The organism is Limnohabitans sp. TEGF004, from assembly GCF_027924965.1.
In the GTDB taxonomy this organism is placed as follows: Bacteria; Pseudomonadota; Gammaproteobacteria; order Burkholderiales; family Burkholderiaceae_C; genus Limnohabitans.
The window spans coordinates 20,283-37,536 of sequence record NZ_AP027056.1 but is presented as its reverse complement, the minus strand read 5'-3'; the positions used below and the strand labels follow the sequence as shown (position 1 = coordinate 37,536).

13 protein-coding genes are annotated in these 17,254 nt (G+C 52.8%); 6 read left to right on the top strand and 7 right to left on the bottom strand.

Annotated features, from left to right (window positions below):
- Window positions 1–15 precede the first annotated feature (15 nt).
- The 5 genes from LINBF2_RS00145 to LINBF2_RS00125 all read left to right on the top strand — a co-directional run bounded on the left by LINBF2_RS00145 (window position 16) and on the right by LINBF2_RS00125 (window position 7,327).
- On the top strand, window positions 16–153 hold the full coding sequence (locus LINBF2_RS00145; protein ID WP_281889478.1) for a hypothetical protein: 138 nt from the start codon (window positions 16–18) through the stop codon (window positions 151–153).
- A gap of 309 nt (window positions 154–462) precedes the next feature.
- Window positions 463–2,301 (top strand): phosphoenolpyruvate carboxykinase (GTP), encoded by a 1,839-nt coding sequence (locus LINBF2_RS00140; protein WP_281889476.1) that lies wholly within the window; start codon window positions 463–465, stop codon window positions 2,299–2,301.
- A 225-nt stretch (window positions 2,302–2,526) separates the two neighbouring features.
- Entirely contained in the window at window positions 2,527–3,708 is a 1,182-nt protein-coding gene (locus LINBF2_RS00135) for an ABC transporter substrate-binding protein (RefSeq protein ID WP_281891347.1), read from the top strand.
- 68 nt (window positions 3,709–3,776) lie between these two features.
- Window positions 3,777–5,726 carry an ABC transporter permease gene (locus LINBF2_RS00130; RefSeq protein ID WP_281891346.1) on the top strand — a complete coding sequence of 650 codons (1,950 nt, stop codon included), beginning with the start codon at window positions 3,777–3,779 and terminating at the stop codon, window positions 5,724–5,726.
- Window positions 5,723–7,327, top strand: coding sequence for an ATP-binding cassette domain-containing protein (locus LINBF2_RS00125; RefSeq protein WP_104796891.1), 1,605 nt, complete (start codon window positions 5,723–5,725; stop codon window positions 7,325–7,327). Before LINBF2_RS00130 ends, LINBF2_RS00125 begins: the two co-directional genes overlap by 4 nt.
- A gap of 3 nt (window positions 7,328–7,330) precedes the next feature.
- Here LINBF2_RS00125 and LINBF2_RS00120 read toward each other — a convergent pair whose 3' ends face one another.
- Genes LINBF2_RS00120 through LINBF2_RS00110 form a run of 3 tightly spaced genes read right to left on the bottom strand, consistent with a single transcriptional unit; the run spans window position 7,331 to window position 10,420 of the window.
- Entirely contained in the window at window positions 7,331–8,887 is a 1,557-nt protein-coding gene (locus LINBF2_RS00120; RefSeq protein WP_281889473.1) for an alkaline phosphatase D family protein, read from the bottom strand.
- A 37-nt stretch (window positions 8,888–8,924) separates the two neighbouring features.
- Window positions 8,925–10,205 carry an HlyD family type I secretion periplasmic adaptor subunit gene (locus LINBF2_RS00115; RefSeq protein WP_281889471.1) on the bottom strand — a complete coding sequence of 427 codons (1,281 nt, stop codon included), beginning with the start codon at window positions 10,203–10,205 and terminating at the stop codon, window positions 8,925–8,927.
- A complete protein-coding gene (locus tag LINBF2_RS00110; RefSeq protein ID WP_281889469.1) occupies window positions 10,202–10,420 on the bottom strand; it encodes a hypothetical protein in 219 nt (72 codons plus the stop codon). Before LINBF2_RS00110 ends, LINBF2_RS00115 begins: the two co-directional genes overlap by 4 nt.
- 187 nt (window positions 10,421–10,607) lie before the next feature.
- Here LINBF2_RS00110 and LINBF2_RS00105 point away from each other — a divergent pair, with 187 nt between their 5' ends.
- The gene (locus LINBF2_RS00105; protein ID WP_281889467.1) at window positions 10,608–11,843 is read left to right on the top strand and encodes a site-specific integrase; all 1,236 of its coding nucleotides are present in this window, start codon (window positions 10,608–10,610) and stop codon (window positions 11,841–11,843) included.
- 1,142 nt (window positions 11,844–12,985) lie between these two features.
- On the opposite strand, the gene LINBF2_RS00100 is transcribed toward LINBF2_RS00105, so the two are convergent.
- The 4 genes from LINBF2_RS00100 to LINBF2_RS00085 all read right to left on the bottom strand — a co-directional run bounded on the left by LINBF2_RS00100 (window position 12,986) and on the right by LINBF2_RS00085 (window position 17,228).
- Window positions 12,986–14,449, bottom strand: coding sequence for a DEAD/DEAH box helicase family protein (locus LINBF2_RS00100; RefSeq protein WP_281889465.1), 1,464 nt, complete (start codon window positions 14,447–14,449; stop codon window positions 12,986–12,988).
- 608 nt (window positions 14,450–15,057) lie between these two features.
- Window positions 15,058–15,339, bottom strand: coding sequence for a hypothetical protein (locus tag LINBF2_RS00095; protein WP_281889464.1), 282 nt, complete (start codon window positions 15,337–15,339; stop codon window positions 15,058–15,060).
- Window positions 15,340–15,470: 131 nt separating this feature from the next.
- Entirely contained in the window at window positions 15,471–16,448 is a 978-nt protein-coding gene (locus tag LINBF2_RS00090; RefSeq protein WP_281889462.1) for an OmpA family protein, read from the bottom strand.
- A 216-nt stretch (window positions 16,449–16,664) separates the two neighbouring features.
- Window positions 16,665–17,228 carry a cob(I)yrinic acid a,c-diamide adenosyltransferase gene (locus LINBF2_RS00085; RefSeq protein WP_281889461.1) on the bottom strand — a complete coding sequence of 188 codons (564 nt, stop codon included), beginning with the start codon at window positions 17,226–17,228 and terminating at the stop codon, window positions 16,665–16,667.
- Window positions 17,229–17,254: the final 26 nt, after the last annotated feature.

Here is a 17,254-nt window from a genome sequence, read left to right as displayed (position 1 = left end):
TTCAGGAGTCAAGACATGTCCGAACACCACCACGCACACGGCACCGAGCAAGACGTTGTTGAATCCATCGTGCCCATGATGCCGATCGTTTTGCCACTGGCGGGCGGTGTACTCATGTTTTTGATGATCTTCATCGCCATGTTCATGGCTTAACCGCTGGGACATTCACTCGGCTCAGCCGTTTGTGTCATTTTGAAAAAGCGCCTATCGGGCGCTTTTTTGCTTTTACGGCTTGTAACTTCCCCCTAGGGCCTTACCCTAAAAATTACATAAAAAGGGTTGGAAAGTAATACTTTCTACTGTTTTCTGGTAACTCATAAGGGTTTTGCAAGCTGCGAGAAGGGCAGAGTTTCATAAAATAGGCATCGCTTTGGCATAGGCCAACGGCAATGGATTGAGGTCAGAGCCTCGCGCAAAAGGCGGCAAGGCTCTGACCTCAATTTTTTGACTTAGGAGCTTTCCATGACTATCAACGCACCTGCGTATGTGAAGAACCCCAAGCTGATCGCTTGGGTTGGCGAAATGGCCGCTTTGTGCAAGCCAGACACCGTGTACTGGTGTGACGGCAGCGACGAAGAATACAACCGCCTCTGCCAACAACTGGTGGATGCCGGCACTTTCAAAAAGCTCAACCCCGCGAAGCGCCCCAACTCTTTTCTAGCCTGCTCTGACCCCTCAGACGTGGCCCGCGTGGAAGACCGCACCTACATCTGCTCCGAGAAAAAAGAAAACGCCGGCCCCACCAACAACTGGATGGCCCCCGCCGAGATGCGCGCCACCTTGAACCCTTTGTTCGACGGCTGCATGAAAGGCCGCACCATGTATGTGGTGCCGTTCAGCATGGGCCCCATGGGTTCGCACATTGCGCACGTGGGCATTGAGTTGTCTGACAGCGCCTACGTGGCAGTGAACCAAAAAATCATGACCCGCATGGGCAAAGCCGTGTACGACGTGATCGGTACCGACGGCCCCTTCGTGCCTTGCGTGCACACCGTGGGTGCACCTTTGGCAGCCGGTCAAGCCGACGTGAAGTGGCCTTGCAGCAAAACCAAGTACATCGTGCATTTCCCAGAGACCCGCGAAATTTGGTCTTACGGCTCGGGCTACGGCGGCAACGCTTTGCTGGGCAAGAAGTGCTTTGCCTTGCGCATTGCTTCCAACATGGGCCGTGACCAAGGATGGCTCGCCGAACACATGCTCATCTTGGGCGTGACCAACCCACAAGGCAAGAAATACCATGTGGCAGCCGCGTTCCCCAGCGCTTGTGGCAAAACCAACTTCTCCATGCTCGTGCCACCCGAAGGTTTCGACGGCTGGAAAGTCACCACCATCGGTGACGACATCGCTTGGATCAAGCCGCACTCAGACGGCAAGTTGTACGCCATCAACCCAGAGGCTGGCTACTTTGGCGTGGCCCCCGGCACCAACTTCCACACCAACCCCAACTGCATGGCCAGCTTGGACAAGAACGTCATCTTCACCAACGTGGCGCTGACCGACGATGGCGATGTGTGGTGGGAAGGCATGGAAAAAGACACCGGCAGCATGCCCGACCACTTGATCGACTGGCAAGGCAAAGACTGGACACCAGCCATCGCTAAAGAGACTGGCGCCAAAGCCGCTCACCCCAACGCCCGCTTCACTGTGGCAGCCACCAACAACCCCGCCTTGGACCACCAATGGGACGACGCCGATGGCGTAGCCATTGACGCGTTCATCTTCGGCGGCCGCCGCTCCACCACCGTGCCTTTGGTCACCGAAGCACGCAACTGGACAGAAGGCGTTTACATGGCTGCGACCATGGGCTCTGAGACCACCGCTGCGGCCGCTGGCCAACAAGGCGTGGTGCGCCGCGACCCCTTCGCCATGTTGCCGTTCATGGGCTACAACATGAGCGACTACTTTCAGCACTGGCTCAACATGGGCGACAAGCTCAAGGCCAGTGGCGCCAAAGTGCCATCCATTTACTGCGTCAACTGGTTCCGCAAGGGCGACGACGGCAAATTTGTGTGGCCTGGCTACGGCGAAAACATGCGCGTTTTGAAGTGGATGATTGACCGCATCGAAGGCCAAGTCAAAGGCAAAGAAAACGTGTTCGGCGTGAGCCCCACATATGAAGAAATCAACTGGACTGGTTTGAACTTCACCGCTGACCAATTCAAAACTGTCACCAGCATCGACAAAGCTGCTTGGGTGGACGAGTTGAAACTGCATGAGGAATTGTTCACCCAGTTGGCTTACCACTTGCCCGCTGAAATGACCGCGACCAAGGCCGCTTTGGCTGCGCGTTTGGAGGCCTAACAGCCCCATCAGCATGCCACGCTTGGGCCATGTGCCGAACACGTTGGCGGCTCAATCCAAGAGCCCCGCAAGCTGCGAAGTTTGCGGGGCTTTTTGATGCAGTTCGTATGCAAAGGGCTTTGCCTTTTACAAGACAATCCAGTCTTCACTGTTTTTCACGCTGGCTCTCAAAGCCCGCGACCGCTTTCAAAGGCCACTTTCGTGAACACCACTCTTTGCTCCGCCCTGCGCACCGCAGCCCTCGCCTTGAGCGTTGCCGCATTACCTGCCTACGCCCAAAACGTCATCAAGATTGGCGAGATCAACAGCTACAAAGCCCAGCCGGCTTTTCTCGACCCCTATAAAAAGGGCATGGAATTGGCGGTGGAAGAAATCAACGCCGCCGGTGGCGTGAACGGCAAGCAGCTGCAACTCATCACCCGTGACGACAACGCTTCGCCCGGCGACGCTGTGCGTGCCGCCGAAGAACTGCTGAGCCGCGAGAAGGTAGATGTGCTGTCTGGTGCTTTCCTGTCGCACATTGGTTTGGCATTGGGCGACTTTGCCAAGCAACGTAAAGTGTTCTTCCTCGCGGGCGAGCCGCTGACCGACAAAATGGTTTGGCAAAACGGCAACCGCTACACCTACCGCCTGCGCGCGAGCACCTACATGCAAGTGGCCATGCTCGTACCCGAAGCCGCCAAGCTCAAGAAAAAGCGCTGGGCCGTGGTGTACCCCAACTACGAATACGGCCAGTCGGCTGCTGCCACCTTCAAACAATTGCTGAAGGCTGCACAGCCTGATGTGGAGTTTGTCGCCGAGCAAGCACCTGCGCTGGGCAAGATCGACGCAGGCTCTGTGACGCAAGCGATTGCAGATGCCAAACCCGATGCCATCTTCAACGTGTTGTTTGCCACCGACCTGGCCAAGTTTGTGCGCGAAGGCAACACACGCGGTGTGTTCCAAGGCCGTGAGGTGGTGAGCCTCTTGACCGGCGAGCCTGAGTATTTAGAGCCGCTCAAAGACGAAACACCCAATGGCTGGATCGTCACGGGCTACCCTTGGTACGGCGTGCAAACGCCTGAGCACAAAGCCTTCTACTTGGCCTACCACCGCAAGTTCAACGACCATCCCCGCTTGGGCTCGGTCGTGGGCTACAGCATGATTCACGCTTTGGCCGCAGGCATCAGCAAGGCCAAAAGCACCGACAGCGAGAAGCTGGTCACGGCGTTCAGTGGTTTGAAATTCAGCACGCCTTATGGCCCCGTGATGTTCCGCAAGCAAGACAACCAGTCCACCATGGGCGCGTTCTTGGGTCGCACCAAAAACGACAATGGCAAAGGCGTGTTGGTAGACTACCGCTACATCGACGGAGCCAGCGTGCAACCCAGCGATGACGTTGTGAAAAAACTCAGACCGAGCAACTAAACGCCACTCGAACCCAAACACAACGCCCGCCTCTTGCGGGCGTTTTAATTTCAAAGCCACACACCTTGATAGACGCCGCCAGCCTCTTCGTACAAGCCCTCAACGGGCTGGCCGCTGCCTCGTCTTTGTTCTTGGTGGCGGCGGGTTTGTCGCTCATCTTTGGCGTGACGCGCATTGTTAACTTTGCGCATGGCTCGTTCTTCATGCTGGGTGTGTATGTGGCGTACTCACTCGTGTCGCATGCTGCGCCGTCTGTGTCAGCCGCTTTGAGCGTGGTGCTGGGTGACGCTGCCAGCCAAACCGCCGCGTACTTTTTGTTGTTGCTGTGCGCAGCGCTCGTCACCGGCGTGTTGGGTGCGTTGGTAGAAGTGCTGTTGCTGCGCCGCATTTACAAAGCGCCTGAGTTGTTTCAGTTACTCGCCACCTTTGCCTTGGTGCTGGTCATTCAAGACGGCACGCTGTGGCTGTGGGGCGCTGAAGATTTGCTGGGGCCGCGCGCACCGGGCCTGAGCGGCGCAGTTGATATTTTGGGCCGCCGCTTTCCCACCTATGACTTGTTTTTGATCGCCATTGGCCCACTGGTGTTGGCCGTGTTGTGGTGGTGCTTGCAACGCACACGCTTTGGTGTGTTGGTACGCGCAGCCACGCAAGACCGCGAAATGTTGGGTGCTTTGGGTGTGAACCCACGCCACTTGTTCACTGCTGTGTTTGCGCTGGGTTGCGCATTGGCTGGCTTGGGCGGCGCACTCCAACTGCCTCGCGAGCCAGCGCACTTGGGGCTAGACATGGCCACCATTGGCGATGCGTTTGTGGTCGTCGTCGTGGGCGGCATGGGTTCTATCCCCGGCGCATTTGTGGCGGCTTTGTTGATTGCTGAAATCAAAGCGCTGTGCATCGCTGTGGGCACGGTAGATATTTTGGGCGTGTCGTTTGCGTTTTCCAAACTCACGCTCGTGGCCGAATTTTTGGTGATGGCTGCGGTGTTGATGGTGAGGCCTTGGGGCTTGCTGGGCAAGCCACAGAGTGCGCCGCGCATCAGCACCGAGCAAGAAGCGCCGTTTGTATTGGGCAATGTTCGCTCGCAGTGGGTGTGGCTGTGCATGGGCGCTGCGCTACTTGCACTGCCGTTGTTCACCACTGAATCTCCCTACACCTTGGTGTTGGGCATTGATTTGTTAAGCGCCGCATTGTTTGCAGCCAGCTTGCACTTCATCATGGGGCCTGCGGGCATGCATTCGTTTGGTCATGCGGCTTACTTTGGCGTGGGTGCGTATGCAGCCGCGCTGCTGGTGTTGCGTGCGGGTATGTCTAGCGAAGCGGCGTTGTTGTTGGCCCCACTCGTCAGCGCCTTGGTGGCTGCGCCTATTGCTTGGTTTGCGGTGCGCTTGTCGGGCGTGTACTTGGCCATGCTCACGTTGGCGTTTGCACAAATTGTGTGGTCCATCTGTTTTCAGTGGGACGACTTCACGGGTGGCAGCAACGGCATCACGGGTGTGTGGCCTAGCGATTGGTTGCAAGACAAATCTTCTTACTACTGGCTCACGCTTGCGCTCGTCGCATTCAGCGTGATGGCGTTGCGTCGCGTGTTGATGTCGCCCCTCGGCTACGCACTGCGTGCCAGCCGCGACTCGGTGGGCCGTGCTGAAGCCATGGGCCTGAACGTGGCGCGTGTGCAATGGCTGGGCTTTGTGCTGGCCGCTGGCTTTGCGGGTTTGGCGGGGGCGTTGTTTGCATTCTCTAAAGGCAGCATCTCACCCGATGTGTTGGGCGTGAGCAAGTCGGTCGATGGTTTGGTCATGGTCATGCTGGGTGGTGTGCACACGCTCGTCGGGCCACTGGTGGGCGCAGTCACGTTTACGGCACTGCAAGACAGTTTGGCCCGCAGCACAGACTATTGGCGTGCAGTGCTGGGTGCGAGCATGTTGCTGTTGGTGCTGGTGTTTCCGCAGGGCATTGCGGGGTCGGTGCAGGCGCTGTGGCTGCGTGTGCGCACATCTCATGTGAGAGGTGAGGCATGAGCACACACACGCATCAGGCAAACGCAGAGGCAACAGCACACCCCATCACACAAAGTGGTAGCGCATTGCTAGACGTTCAACACTTGCACAAAGCCTTCGGCGGCAACCAAGCTGTGAACGATGTGTCGTTCAATTTGCAAGCCGGCGAACTGCTGGCCCTCATCGGCCCCAACGGTGCAGGCAAATCCACTACCTTCAATTTGGTCAACGGCCAGCTCGCACCTGACAGCGGCAGCATCACCTTAGATGGTGTGTCGCTGCTGGGGCGCAAGCCACACGCGTTGTGGCGCATGGGCGTGAGCCGCACATTTCAAATGGCACAAACTTTTGGCTCGCTCACCGTGGCTGAGAACGTGCAAATGGCTTTGCTATCTGCTGATGGAAAATCTCTCTCGCCTTGGCAACGCGCCACACACTATCGCCGTGCAGATGCGCTGCAACTTCTTGAGCAAGTGCAGCTAGACACACAGGCCGACCGCCCATGCAGCGCACTCGCCTACGGTGATGTGAAGCGCCTTGAGCTGGCCATGGCTTTGGCCAACGAACCGCGTTTGCTGCTGATGGACGAACCCACGGCAGGCATGGCCCCCGATGAACGACACGCCTTGATGGCACTCACGCGTAGCTTGGTCAACCAACGCGGCGTGGCCGTGCTGTTTACCGAGCACAGCATGGACGTGGTGTTTGAACACGCCGATCGTGTGCTGGTGATGGCGCGTGGCGCGCTCATCGCACAAGGCACGCCTGAGCAGGTGCAAACAGACGCACAGGTGCAGTCGGTGTACTTTGGCAGTGGCAAGACGTTTGGTACTTCGCGCACCGCGCAGGCAATGCCAGCAGACACACCCATTCACGCCACTGCGAATGATGGTTCATCAACACCCCTGACTACTAACGGCGCGACAGCTCTGCTTTCAGTGCAAGGCTTGAACGCTTGGTACGGTGCAGCACAAGTGGTGTTCAATGCGGATTTACATGTGCAACGCGGCGAAGTTGTAGCGCTCATTGGGCGCAACGGTGCTGGCAAATCGAGCACGCTCAAAGCCATCATGGGACTCATGCCTCAACGCACGGGCAGCGTGGTGTTTGCGGGCCACGACATTTCGCATGCTGAGCCCTACCAAGCCGCACGCTTAGGTCTAGGCTATGTGCCCGAAGACCGTCGCATTTTCACTGACCTGACCGTGCTGGAAAATTTGCAACTGGGCGTACAAGCGGCTCGCCATTTGCCAAGTCAATCGACCCTCATGTCGGCTGATGCTGCGCATCAACAGCAGATGCCGCAGTCATGGTCTCTCGAACAAATATTTGCACTGTTCCCCAACCTGGCCGACATGCAGCAACGCCCCGCCAGCCACATGAGTGGGGGTGAGCAACAAATGCTCACCGTCGCGCGCACCCTCATGGGCAACCCGTTGATGGTGTTGCTGGATGAACCATCCGAGGGCGTAGCCCCCGTCATCGTGGAACAAATGGGCGAGATGATTTTGGCGCTCAAACGCCAAGGTATGAGCGTCTTGCTGTCTGAGCAAAACACGCACTTCGCACAGTGGGTGAGTGACCGCAGTTACACACTGGACCGTGGTGTGCTCACAGCTTAAACATCAAATCGCTTGCGGCCCCGCCTTGCCGTTTTTCACCACATATGTCGCCTGCGTTTTCAACCCCGCTTCGCTGCCTGCCGGAAACTTGGTGGTCCTGAAATCGCAGCGCACTTCTTGGGGCGTGACAGTGATCAAGCTGTAACCGCGCTCGTCTGAGCGGTAGTGCAACAAGTCGACGTTGCTGTCGCGAATCAGCGCAGCAGGTTTGTCGCCCAAGCCACGCGAGGTGATGGAGGTGGTCACAAACTCGCTGGCCACGATAGGTGACTGAGGGTTGTTGGGGTCGAGTCGCAAGTTGGCAGCTACGTTGCAATGCACATCGCCACCAAGGGTGACCACGTTGCTGAGCTTGGCGTCCACTACTGTTTGCAACAAACGCTTGCGTGCTTCGGGGTAACCATCCCATGCGTCGTTCCAATAGCTGCGGCCTACTGGCGTAGGCACGCTGGTGGAGCTGATTTGCGTAGCCTGTGCCACCAATTTCCATTGGCGTTTGGAGTGGCTTAAACCTTCGGTGAACCAACGCGCTTGCTCGGCCCCCAACATGCTGCGTGCGGGGTCTGCCAGCTCATCACACTGCACCACCATGCGGCCGCCGCCTCGCACAGGGTCACGACAAGCTTGTGCGCTGCGGTATTGGCGGCAATCAAGCGTCCACACATCAGCCAATTTGCCCCAGCTGAGGTGGTCGTACAAACGCATGTTGGCGGGATTGTCTTTGTCTGGTCCCAACAACACAGGTTGATGCTCAAAGTACGCTTGGTACGCCGCTGCACGACGCAGCAACACTTGCTTGGGGTCTGTGTGCTGGCGGTCTTGGTCGTTGGCGTAATCGTTGACCACCTCGTGGTCATCCCACATCAACACCCATGGGTGGGCTGCGTGCGCGGCTTGCAACATAGGGTCACGTTTGTATTGCTCGTAACGCTCGCGGTATTGCGCCAGTGTTTTAGGCTCTTCGCCGTTGTGTTTGCGAATGGCGTATTGCGGGTTGCTGCTCTCGTAGATGTAGTCACCCATGAACAGCACAAAGTCGAGTTTTTCTTTGGCAATCTCGGCATGCGCAATGTATTGGCCTTGCTCGTAGTGTTGGCACGATGACAGCGCCACGCGTAATTCGCGCACATCCGCATTCAATGCAGGTGCGGTGCGTGTGTGGCCCACGGTGCTGTATGCATTGCCTTGGGTGAAGCGATACCAGTAGTCTGTGCTGGGTTGCAAGTTTTGCAAATGCACATGCACGCTGTGCGCGCGTGCTTCGTTGGTCACCACCTCGGCTTTTTGCACGCGACGTTTGAGTGCGGCATCGGCAAACACTTCCACAGTCACGCGCAGCGCATCTGCGCCTGCAGCGGGGTCTTCGTCGCTGAACAACAAACGCGTCCACAACACCATCGAATCTGCACGTGGTCGACCACTGGCCACACCCAACGCAAATGGGTTGGTGTGCCAAACGCGAGGTTTGTCTGCGGGTGCAGCAACAGCGCTCAGCCAAGGTGCCAGCGCCATAGCAATGGCGCTGCGTTGCAGGTGTTGGTTGAATTCGCGTCGTTGCATGTGTCGGCTCTGTGAGTGAGCCGCCATGTTAAAGCGTTTAACGTTCGCGCAAAGCTTGCGACACGTTTTGCAAAGGACGGAACAGGTATTCAAGCACCGTCTTTTGGCCTGTGCGAATTTCCACACTGGCGGTCATGCCGGGCGTGGGCTCGAGCTTCATGCCCTTGCGTACCAAGTTGGCATCTTTGATGCGCACCAAGATGCGGTAGTAGCCCTCTTCCATGTCGGCTGGTGTGCCGCCTGGCTTGCGTTGTTGGCGCTCGTCCTTCATGGTATCGGGGCTCAGGTGCTCCAACTCGCCATCTAAACCGCCATACTTGTTGAAGTCATACGAGGTGAGCTTGACCACCGCTTTTTGACCCACTTTCAAGAAAGCAACTTCTGATGGTTTGACATAGGCCTCAACCATCATTTCATCTTCAGTAGGGACGATTTCCAAAATCGGTTGGCCCGCCTGAATCACACCACCCACGGTGGTGACTTGCACGTTTTTCACCACGCCCTTCATGGGCGATTTGATGGTGGTGTGCAAGTAGGCGTCTTCACGTGCCGACGCGTTTTCTTTGGTTTGCGACAGGTCAGATGACACGCGTGTCAACTCATTGTTCGCATCGGTGAGGTAGCGGTTTTTACGCTCTGCGCGTTGGCCCATGAGGTCGGCTTGTTGACGTTTCAAACGTAGCAACTCCACCTCCGACATCACCCCACCTTTGACCAAAGGCTCTGTCAACGTGATTTCTCGGGTGATGGCGGACAACGATGCATCCACCGCTTGCAGCGATTCCATCAACGCTTGCTTGCGCGCTTTGTAGGCTTGTGTTTCTTGCATCACCAAAGCTTGTTCATCTTTGAGCTCGGGTGGAAACACCAGAGCTGTGTTGTTGGCCTCGGCACGCAAACGCGCAGCAATGGCTAACAAAGACAAATATTTTTCATTCGCTTCACGGTAGCCTGCGCCAGAACGCGCATCGTCCATTTGCAACAGCACTTGGTCTTTTTCAACCATGTCACCTTCGCGCACCAACATTTCGCGCAGCACGCCCGAGTCCAAACTTTGAATCACCTGTTCGCGGCTGGAAGGAATGATTTTTCCTTGACCACGTGTGATTTCGTCCAAGCTGAAAAATCCGGCCCATAGCAAACCCATCAACAACGTGCCTGCGGTGACCCACACCAACAAACGGCTGGCCTCACGCTCGTCATCTTCCACGGTGCGAATGCCAAAGCCTGCGGCTTGTTTGTCGTCTTGCCACAGCTCTTTGAGCTTGGCCCACAGAGTTTGCACTTGCGCCCAATGCGCCATTAATTTTTCTTTCATGCCGATGCTCCTGCCGCTTTCACGTCAATGCCACGCGACAGCTTTTCAATCATTTCTTGTTTGGGCCCCACCATCACGCACTGACCACCTTCGATGACAGCCACCACATCGGCCCACTCCAAGAGTTGAGGGCGATGTGTGGACATCAACAAGGTGCGACCTTTGAGCCACGCCTTGAGCACCGTAATCACATGTGCTTCGGTGTTGCCATCCATGTTGGCTGTGGGCTCAGGAATTTATAGGGCTTGAATTGGCTTTGTAAAAATTTCAATAGCTCTAGAACCCTAGTCACGCTTGGCCTATACCTGAGGTTCGCCAGTTTGATTTTTCGTTGATTCGCAGGAAAGCGTCTGGTTTTGTTGTCTGTATGTGGTAATTATTTTTCGACAACAAGGCTTCAAAATGCGTAAATCAACTCACTGGCGGACCCTAAACAATCTAACGTCACCGACGCGCTATTCCATTCCCGAAATGCGTGGTTTACATCTTTGGGTACGCGCGGACGTTAAAAAATATTGGATATTTCGCTTCACATATTCAGGAAAGCGCTTCGATATGAGTCTAGGCAGTTTTCCAGCTGTCAGCCTGTCCGATGCTAAGTCTAGGACCCTGAAACTTCGTGGAATGCTTTTCAATGGTGAAAATCCTGCTTTAGCGCGGCGATTAGAAAAAGCTGAGAACTTAGCGTCTTCTAAAAGCATAAGTTTCAAGCAATTCGCAGAAGACTACATCCGTCGGATGTCTCCTAAATGGACCTCTGCAAAAAACGAATACCACTGGCTAACGACAGTTAACAATTTTGCAAGTCCTGTTATCGGGCACCTAGATTTTGAATCAGTTACAACAAAGCATATCCTTGAAATACTTAATCCCATCTGGACTTCAAAGTATGTAACAGCGTCACGGCTTAGAGGGCGACTCGAAAAAATCTTTTCAGCTGCGATTACTTCTGGCTACAGGTCATCGCCTAATCCAGCCATTTGGAAAGGGCACTTAGAAAATCTCTTACCTAACTTGAACGTTCAACCTACACATCTTGAAGCGCTACCTTATCAGGATGTTCCAGAATTCTTCGCCCACCTAGAAAGTCTCGACACACTTGTTTCTCTTGCTCTTAGATTTACTATCTTGAATGCATGTCGAGCCGGTGAAGTTGTCCAAGCTGAAAAATCTCAAATTAAAGAAGAAATCTGGACTATTCCCGCAGAACGTATGAAGGCACGTCGTGAGCATCAAATTCCTTTGACAAAAAAGTCACTATGGATTGTTGAACGAGCATCTGAGTTCACGGCAGAATCACCCCTTATTTTTTGTGCCGTTGGTAAAAGTTTTCACTCTGTGTATATGCTTAATCTGGCTAATAAGATTAGGACCGGCATCACCACGCATGGATTTAGGAGCGCATTTAGGGATTGGGTTTCAGAAGAAACGAATCACAGCCCAGAAGTCGCTGAAATGGCACTTGCTCATGCAATCACGAATAAAGTGGAAGCGGCGTATCGCAGAGGTAAATTGCTTGAAAGACGAAAAATCCTTATGACCGACTGGGAAAACTATTGTTTATCTGTAGTTAGACAACAAAACCAGACGCTTTCCTGCGAATCAACGAAAAATCAAACTGGCGAACCTCAGGTATAGGCCAAGCGTGACTAGGGTTCTAGAGCTATTGAAATTTTTACAAAGCCAATTCAAGCCCTATAAATTCCTGAGCCTACCGATGAACCCACAGCGCACTAGCAGTAAGCTCCAAGGGATAGATGTGAATTGTCTGTACATCTTGAGTGATTTTACCGTTTTAATTCCCACGAGCAAACACTGCTGATAGCCACTACCTCTATTAACAACCGCGTCTTTTACTGACTTCCAAAGGGTTTCAGCGTTGGTTCCCACATCAGTTACCACACTGGTATCGGCTTCATGGACTCATTTCAAATGTTTCTTAGTCTGACTTAGGTTGGTTCTGTGTTTTTTTTGGTTTGTACTTCCCACAGCACAGACTAACAGTTCACAGCGACCTAACTAATTACCTAAGGTGCATAGTCAACTGCATTACAGCCGCTTCTAGGTGCCCTACAACAGCCACAAAGCCACCGAACTAGGAGAGCGGTACAGCTGGCATTGATATTTTGAAATCTTGCACATACAGGCTCAGCTGGTATCACAGGCTCTCAAGCACATAAGACACACAGACCAGCTAGGACCATAGTTACAGACGTATCTGCTGGCGCTTTAAACGGCCCATAGAGCACATCAATTGTTAGTGGTGGTCTTGGCACCAAAACCTATGTTGAAACGTTCTGTGAGGTTTTCGACGCTGGTTACTCTATGTTGGTTTCAGCACATCAAATCAATCAAATAATTCTTTAACAATCCGCTTTATGTCCGTACTAACCACCGTCTGGCTGAAGTGCCCTTAGGCGACGTAGGACAGACACATACCTTCATAAATAACTATGTTTAGTACTATCAGTAGGTACTTTTTGACTTGATTACTTAATCGATTTAATTTGATAGCTCTAAATACAAAAATAGTATCAAAGTGCTATTACTATTCATTCAAACGGTTCAGCTGGTCATATTTGTTAGTTTTAGGGTCTAGCTAACAGGCTTACTGCTGTATGAAATAATCAAACGAACGAATAAAATGAATCTTTTACTCCTCGTTTATGGTGCTAATTTGGAGTAAATTAATACCAAACCCAATACTGGCGCGGGTTTCCAGAGTAGTGCCTTATAAGTAATAGACGTAGATATCCAGCGTCGAAAACTACATAAATGAATTAATAGTGTTTCAGAAAATCATCCAGTAAAGCTCTGGTGTCCGCTGGAATGATGCACAAGTTCATGGGTTGCTTCTCTCTGATGCTTCCTCGGTAGATGAACTGCAACAGGTTGTTGAGCTTGAACGTTGCATTAATTTTCTTTGCACTAATTCCAGATGTTTTCACCAACAGATTGAGCACTAACGGTGGAGGATTCAGACTGAAGGCATACAAGCAGTTGGTGATGTGTCCAAAGTCATTCCTAGCTTTGATGTTGCAAGGTAACCAAGAGCTATGAGTTTTGCCTTTTTCTTCGTCCGATTCAGCAATATCGTCGTCTTCAATGAAATCCTCGTTGACATCAGCAATTTCGAGAGGTTTTTGGAGTGTTACTTTGCCTCTTAGCTTTGGAACAAGCCTCTCTACTTCTGTTCTATGCCCCTTAGGACATGTCCAGAAAATGTTGGAGGTGTCAGCACACAGTTTTTCCTTCACTATGTGGTTAAGTGAAGCTTTAAGGTCCTCGATTTCTTTGCTGTCGACAAGTAGGTCCCAGTGACTCTTAGTGAAACTTTCATAATTACGAGTTTCAGCCAAATCATTTAGCTTCTTTGTTAGCTCAATGAGCTTGAGATTTGATTTCAATTCCTGTTTAAGCGTAACTTCAGGCACAAGACCAAGTTTTTCATTGTCAATGTAATGGTGTTCTACCTTGTGAATCTTTAACCAGCAATGCATGAAGCTGTTCTCGAAGCCATGTGTCATGACAATCACCCGCTTGGCTTTTGTTAGAAGCTCAATAGGCAACATACAGAACCATTTGCCTTTGCTGTACCTGTAAAGTTGATTGTGTGCTGCTATCTGACACAGCTTGAACATGAAGTCCTTCTTAGGAGATTTAGATTTACTGGTTGTGCTTACTGTCTCGAAAAACTGCTTGTCGACTTTGTGAAGTTCATCAAACCAGTCTTGGTCGTTCAGTTGATAGTGCTTGCTATCTTCAGAAAATCCACCACGTCCAAGAAGCATGTATTCGGTGTAGAGACCGACATCATCAAGTTGTCTAATTACATCAAGCGTCTCATCGATGACGAGTGTGTAGTGTCCAAGTTGGTCAAAGGATTCTGAGGTTAAGCGTGTAAATGCTGAGTGAGTGCACGTGATTCTGTGAAGCTGATTACCTGAGGATTTATCACCCTCAGCCATTAGTTCTTTGAGCTGTGTAACTTTGCCACCCTTACCTGAACGAGGGTGTACATAGTGCAAGCCTTTTAGCTTTCGCTTCGGTAGCTCCTGCTCAACTTCAGACTTGAACGGTGATACAAAAATCACATGGTTGAGCTCAGTTTTTCTCAAGTAATCTGTGATGGCTGTGGTCTTACCCGAACCAGGCATTGAGTCCAACACCGCAATCTTTCCCTTGGTCCATGCATCTTCGATTGCTTGATAGTTGTAGCTGCGTGCTTGTGTTGGTGCGGTCATAGTTATTAGGTGCAGTAAGGGGTGGCTAGAGCGTCAGATATCAAGCAACCAGCTACCAAGTTAAACAGTCATGACGCTTAATGGTTAGCTATTCAACGTGCTTGTTTGGATGTGATTGTTTATGCCATTATTACCAAGCACAGACACCACAGAACGTTTCAACATAGGTTTTGGTGCCAAGACCACCACTAACAATTGATGTGCTCTATGGGCCGTTTAAAGCGCCAGCAGATACGTCTGTAACTATGGTCCTAGCTGGTCTGTGTGTCTTATGTGCTTGAGAGCCTGTGATACCAGCTGAGCCTGTATGTGCAAGATTTCAAAATATCAATGCCAGCTGTACCGCTCTCCTAGTTCGGTGGCTTTGTGGCTGTTGTAGGGCACCTAGAAGCGGCTGTAATGCAGTTGACTATGCACCTTAGGTAATTAGTTAGGTCGCTGTGAACTGTTAGTCTGTGCTGTGGGAAGTACAAACCAAAAAAAACACAGAACCAACCTAAGTCAGACTAAGAAACATTTGAAATGAGTCCATGAAGCCGATACCAGTGTGGTAACTGATGTGGGAACCAACGCTGAAACCCTTTGGAAGTCAGTAAAAGACGCGGTTGTTAATAGAGGTAGTGGCCGTTGACTTCGAGGTGGGCCACGCCTGGCGCAAAGCCTTGGGCTGGACGGTACAGGGTGACGCGGGCGAGTTTTGGGTTGAGTTTTTGTGGCGCCACATAGCCTTCGCCCTGAGGCTCGGTGACGCTGCCTGCGGTTTCAGGGTCAGCGTAGGCGCTGGTGGGGGCGACTTGTGCGTGAGCCGCACACACGCCCAACAGCGCAAAGGCTGCTGCAAGGGCGGCAGCGCGGCAGCTGCTGAATAAGCGGGCAATAATCGAATTCATAAGTACTCTTTTGAAGTTGCTGTTGCAAAAATATGAGGCTATTTTGCACTACATTTTTTTGCTAATTACGGAAATGGGTTAACAGTTCCGGTATTTTTGCAACTTAATGAGACTCAAAGTATTAAATCTTGTTAATGAATGTCGACTGCCACTTCAACTTCGACGCGGCGAGGAGAGAGCCCAAAGAGCTGGGCTTTTTGCTTGTCGTCGGAGCCACGGCCCTCAAAAGTGAGGGCCGTCGTGCGCAGGCCTTGGGCCTTAAAGAAGGCGCGGACGGTTTTGGCGCGGTCTTGTGAAATGCGGCGGTTGAGGGTTTCGTCAGACTCGTCATCGGCAAATCCCACGACGTGCACTTTGACATCAGCAAAGGTTTTGTACTTGACGTTGATTTTTTGAATGATGTTTTTGAGCTCTTGTCGGCCTTCTACGCTGATGGCGTGAATTTCAGTTTTCTTGAGGTCAAAGATGGCGTCAGAGCCAAAGGTGATGACGTTGGGATCAAACACGATGCGGGTGTCTTCGGCTTCGCGGCAGGGCTGCACGCCGGGCACGCGGCTGAGGGTGTGCATTTGTTGTTTGGCATTGGCCAGCTCAGCAGCGGCGGTTTGAGGGGTGACGACGTCGATGCGGCTTTTTTGACCGGCCATTTCCGCCACGCGCAAGTACACGGACTGGCCGCCTTTCATGGCCACGGTGTGACGGGTGTCAAGCTCAGGGTTGATGTCGGCTGTGACGTCAGGCAGAAAGCGGGTGCGGACCTCGGCCTTTTTACCGACGAGGCAAACCACGGAGAAGGCTTCTTTTTGCAAAGAGGCGTGGTAGCGGTCGTTCAGGTACACCGAGACAACGCCCACTTGGTCGGCGGGTTTGTCTGTGGCTTTGCGGGTGTCTAAGGGGGCGCGGTAGAGAACGAGGCGGGTTTGTTCGCCAGCAACGCTGTTGACAGCGGCGTAGGTTTCGCCCAAGGGTTTGTTAACGCCGTATTTGGGTTTGCTGGGCGCTTTGTCTTTGTCGGTTTGCGCGTGGGCTTGCAGGCACACCGCCGCTGTTGCAAACGCCAAAATTACCAAGTGCCAACTCACAGGGCGTTGGTTGAGAATTGAAACCATCGAAAACCACCAAAATTGAATTCGGCAGTTGCGCTTACCACAAGCGTAAAAACCGGAAGAACCACAGAAACTGGCGCTTAAACGCCAAAATAGACAAAAATGATTGTCTGGGGTTTTCCCGATTTCGTACATACGCCAATTGGCGTATTAAGCCTGATTTAATTGGGGTTTTTGGAGGTTTTGACCGGTGCTTTCAATGAAAGTGAGTGCGACTTTTTAAGCGTCGTTGCGCTTCATTCGTTCGCTTTTCCAATACACGTCGTCACCGCCATTCATGCGGTTGAGCACGCGGGCCAAAACAAACATGAGATCGCTCAAGCGGTTGAGGTATTGGCGAGGAGCTTCGCGAATGGCTTCTTCGTTGCCGAGGGCCACGACCGCACGCTCGGCACGACGTGCCACGGTGCGACACACATGGGCCAATGAGGCGCCGCGTGTGCCTGCGGGCAAGATGAATTCTTCGAGCTTGGGGAGTTTGGCGTTGTAGGTTTCGAGCGCGGTGTCCAGGGCCTGCACGGCTTCTTCTTTGAGCAACTCAAAACCAGGAATGGACAGCTCGCCACCGAGGTTGAACAGCTGGTGCTGGATCTCAACCAGCACGTGGCGCACGTCTTGCGGCATGTCTTCACACAACAAAACGCCGATGTTGGAATTGAGTTCATCCACCTCGCCCATGGCGTGCACGCGCAAGCTGTTTTTAGAGACGCGTTGGTTGTTGCCCAGGCCGGTGGTGCCAGCGTCGCCAGTGCGGGTGGCGATTTGTGAGAGTCGGTTGCCCATGTGGTTTGCCTCTGTTGTTTGGTTTT

Excerpts from the sequence above, each read along its gene's own strand:
- LINBF2_RS00085 (WP_281889461.1), bottom strand. The coding sequence starts at position 17,228 with ATGGGCAACCGACTCTCACAAATCGCCACCCGCACTGGCGACGCTGGC.
- LINBF2_RS00115 (WP_281889471.1), bottom strand. The coding sequence starts at position 10,205 with ATGAAAGAAAAATTAATGGCGCATTGGGCGCAAGTGCAAACTCTGTGG.
- LINBF2_RS00105 (WP_281889467.1), top strand. The coding sequence starts at position 10,608 with ATGCGTAAATCAACTCACTGGCGGACCCTAAACAATCTAACGTCACCG.
- LINBF2_RS00120 (WP_281889473.1), bottom strand. The coding sequence starts at position 8,887 with ATGCAACGACGCGAATTCAACCAACACCTGCAACGCAGCGCCATTGCT.
- LINBF2_RS00145 (WP_281889478.1), top strand. The coding sequence starts at position 16 with ATGTCCGAACACCACCACGCACACGGCACCGAGCAAGACGTTGTTGAA.
- LINBF2_RS00095 (WP_281889464.1), bottom strand. The coding sequence starts at position 15,339 with ATGAATTCGATTATTGCCCGCTTATTCAGCAGCTGCCGCGCTGCCGCC.
- LINBF2_RS00125 (WP_104796891.1), top strand. The coding sequence starts at position 5,723 with ATGAGCACACACACGCATCAGGCAAACGCAGAGGCAACAGCACACCCC.
- LINBF2_RS00140 (WP_281889476.1), top strand. The coding sequence starts at position 463 with ATGACTATCAACGCACCTGCGTATGTGAAGAACCCCAAGCTGATCGCT.
- LINBF2_RS00090 (WP_281889462.1), bottom strand. The coding sequence starts at position 16,448 with ATGGTTTCAATTCTCAACCAACGCCCTGTGAGTTGGCACTTGGTAATT.
- LINBF2_RS00100 (WP_281889465.1), bottom strand. The coding sequence starts at position 14,449 with ATGACCGCACCAACACAAGCACGCAGCTACAACTATCAAGCAATCGAA.
- LINBF2_RS00110 (WP_281889469.1), bottom strand. The coding sequence starts at position 10,420 with ATGGATGGCAACACCGAAGCACATGTGATTACGGTGCTCAAGGCGTGG.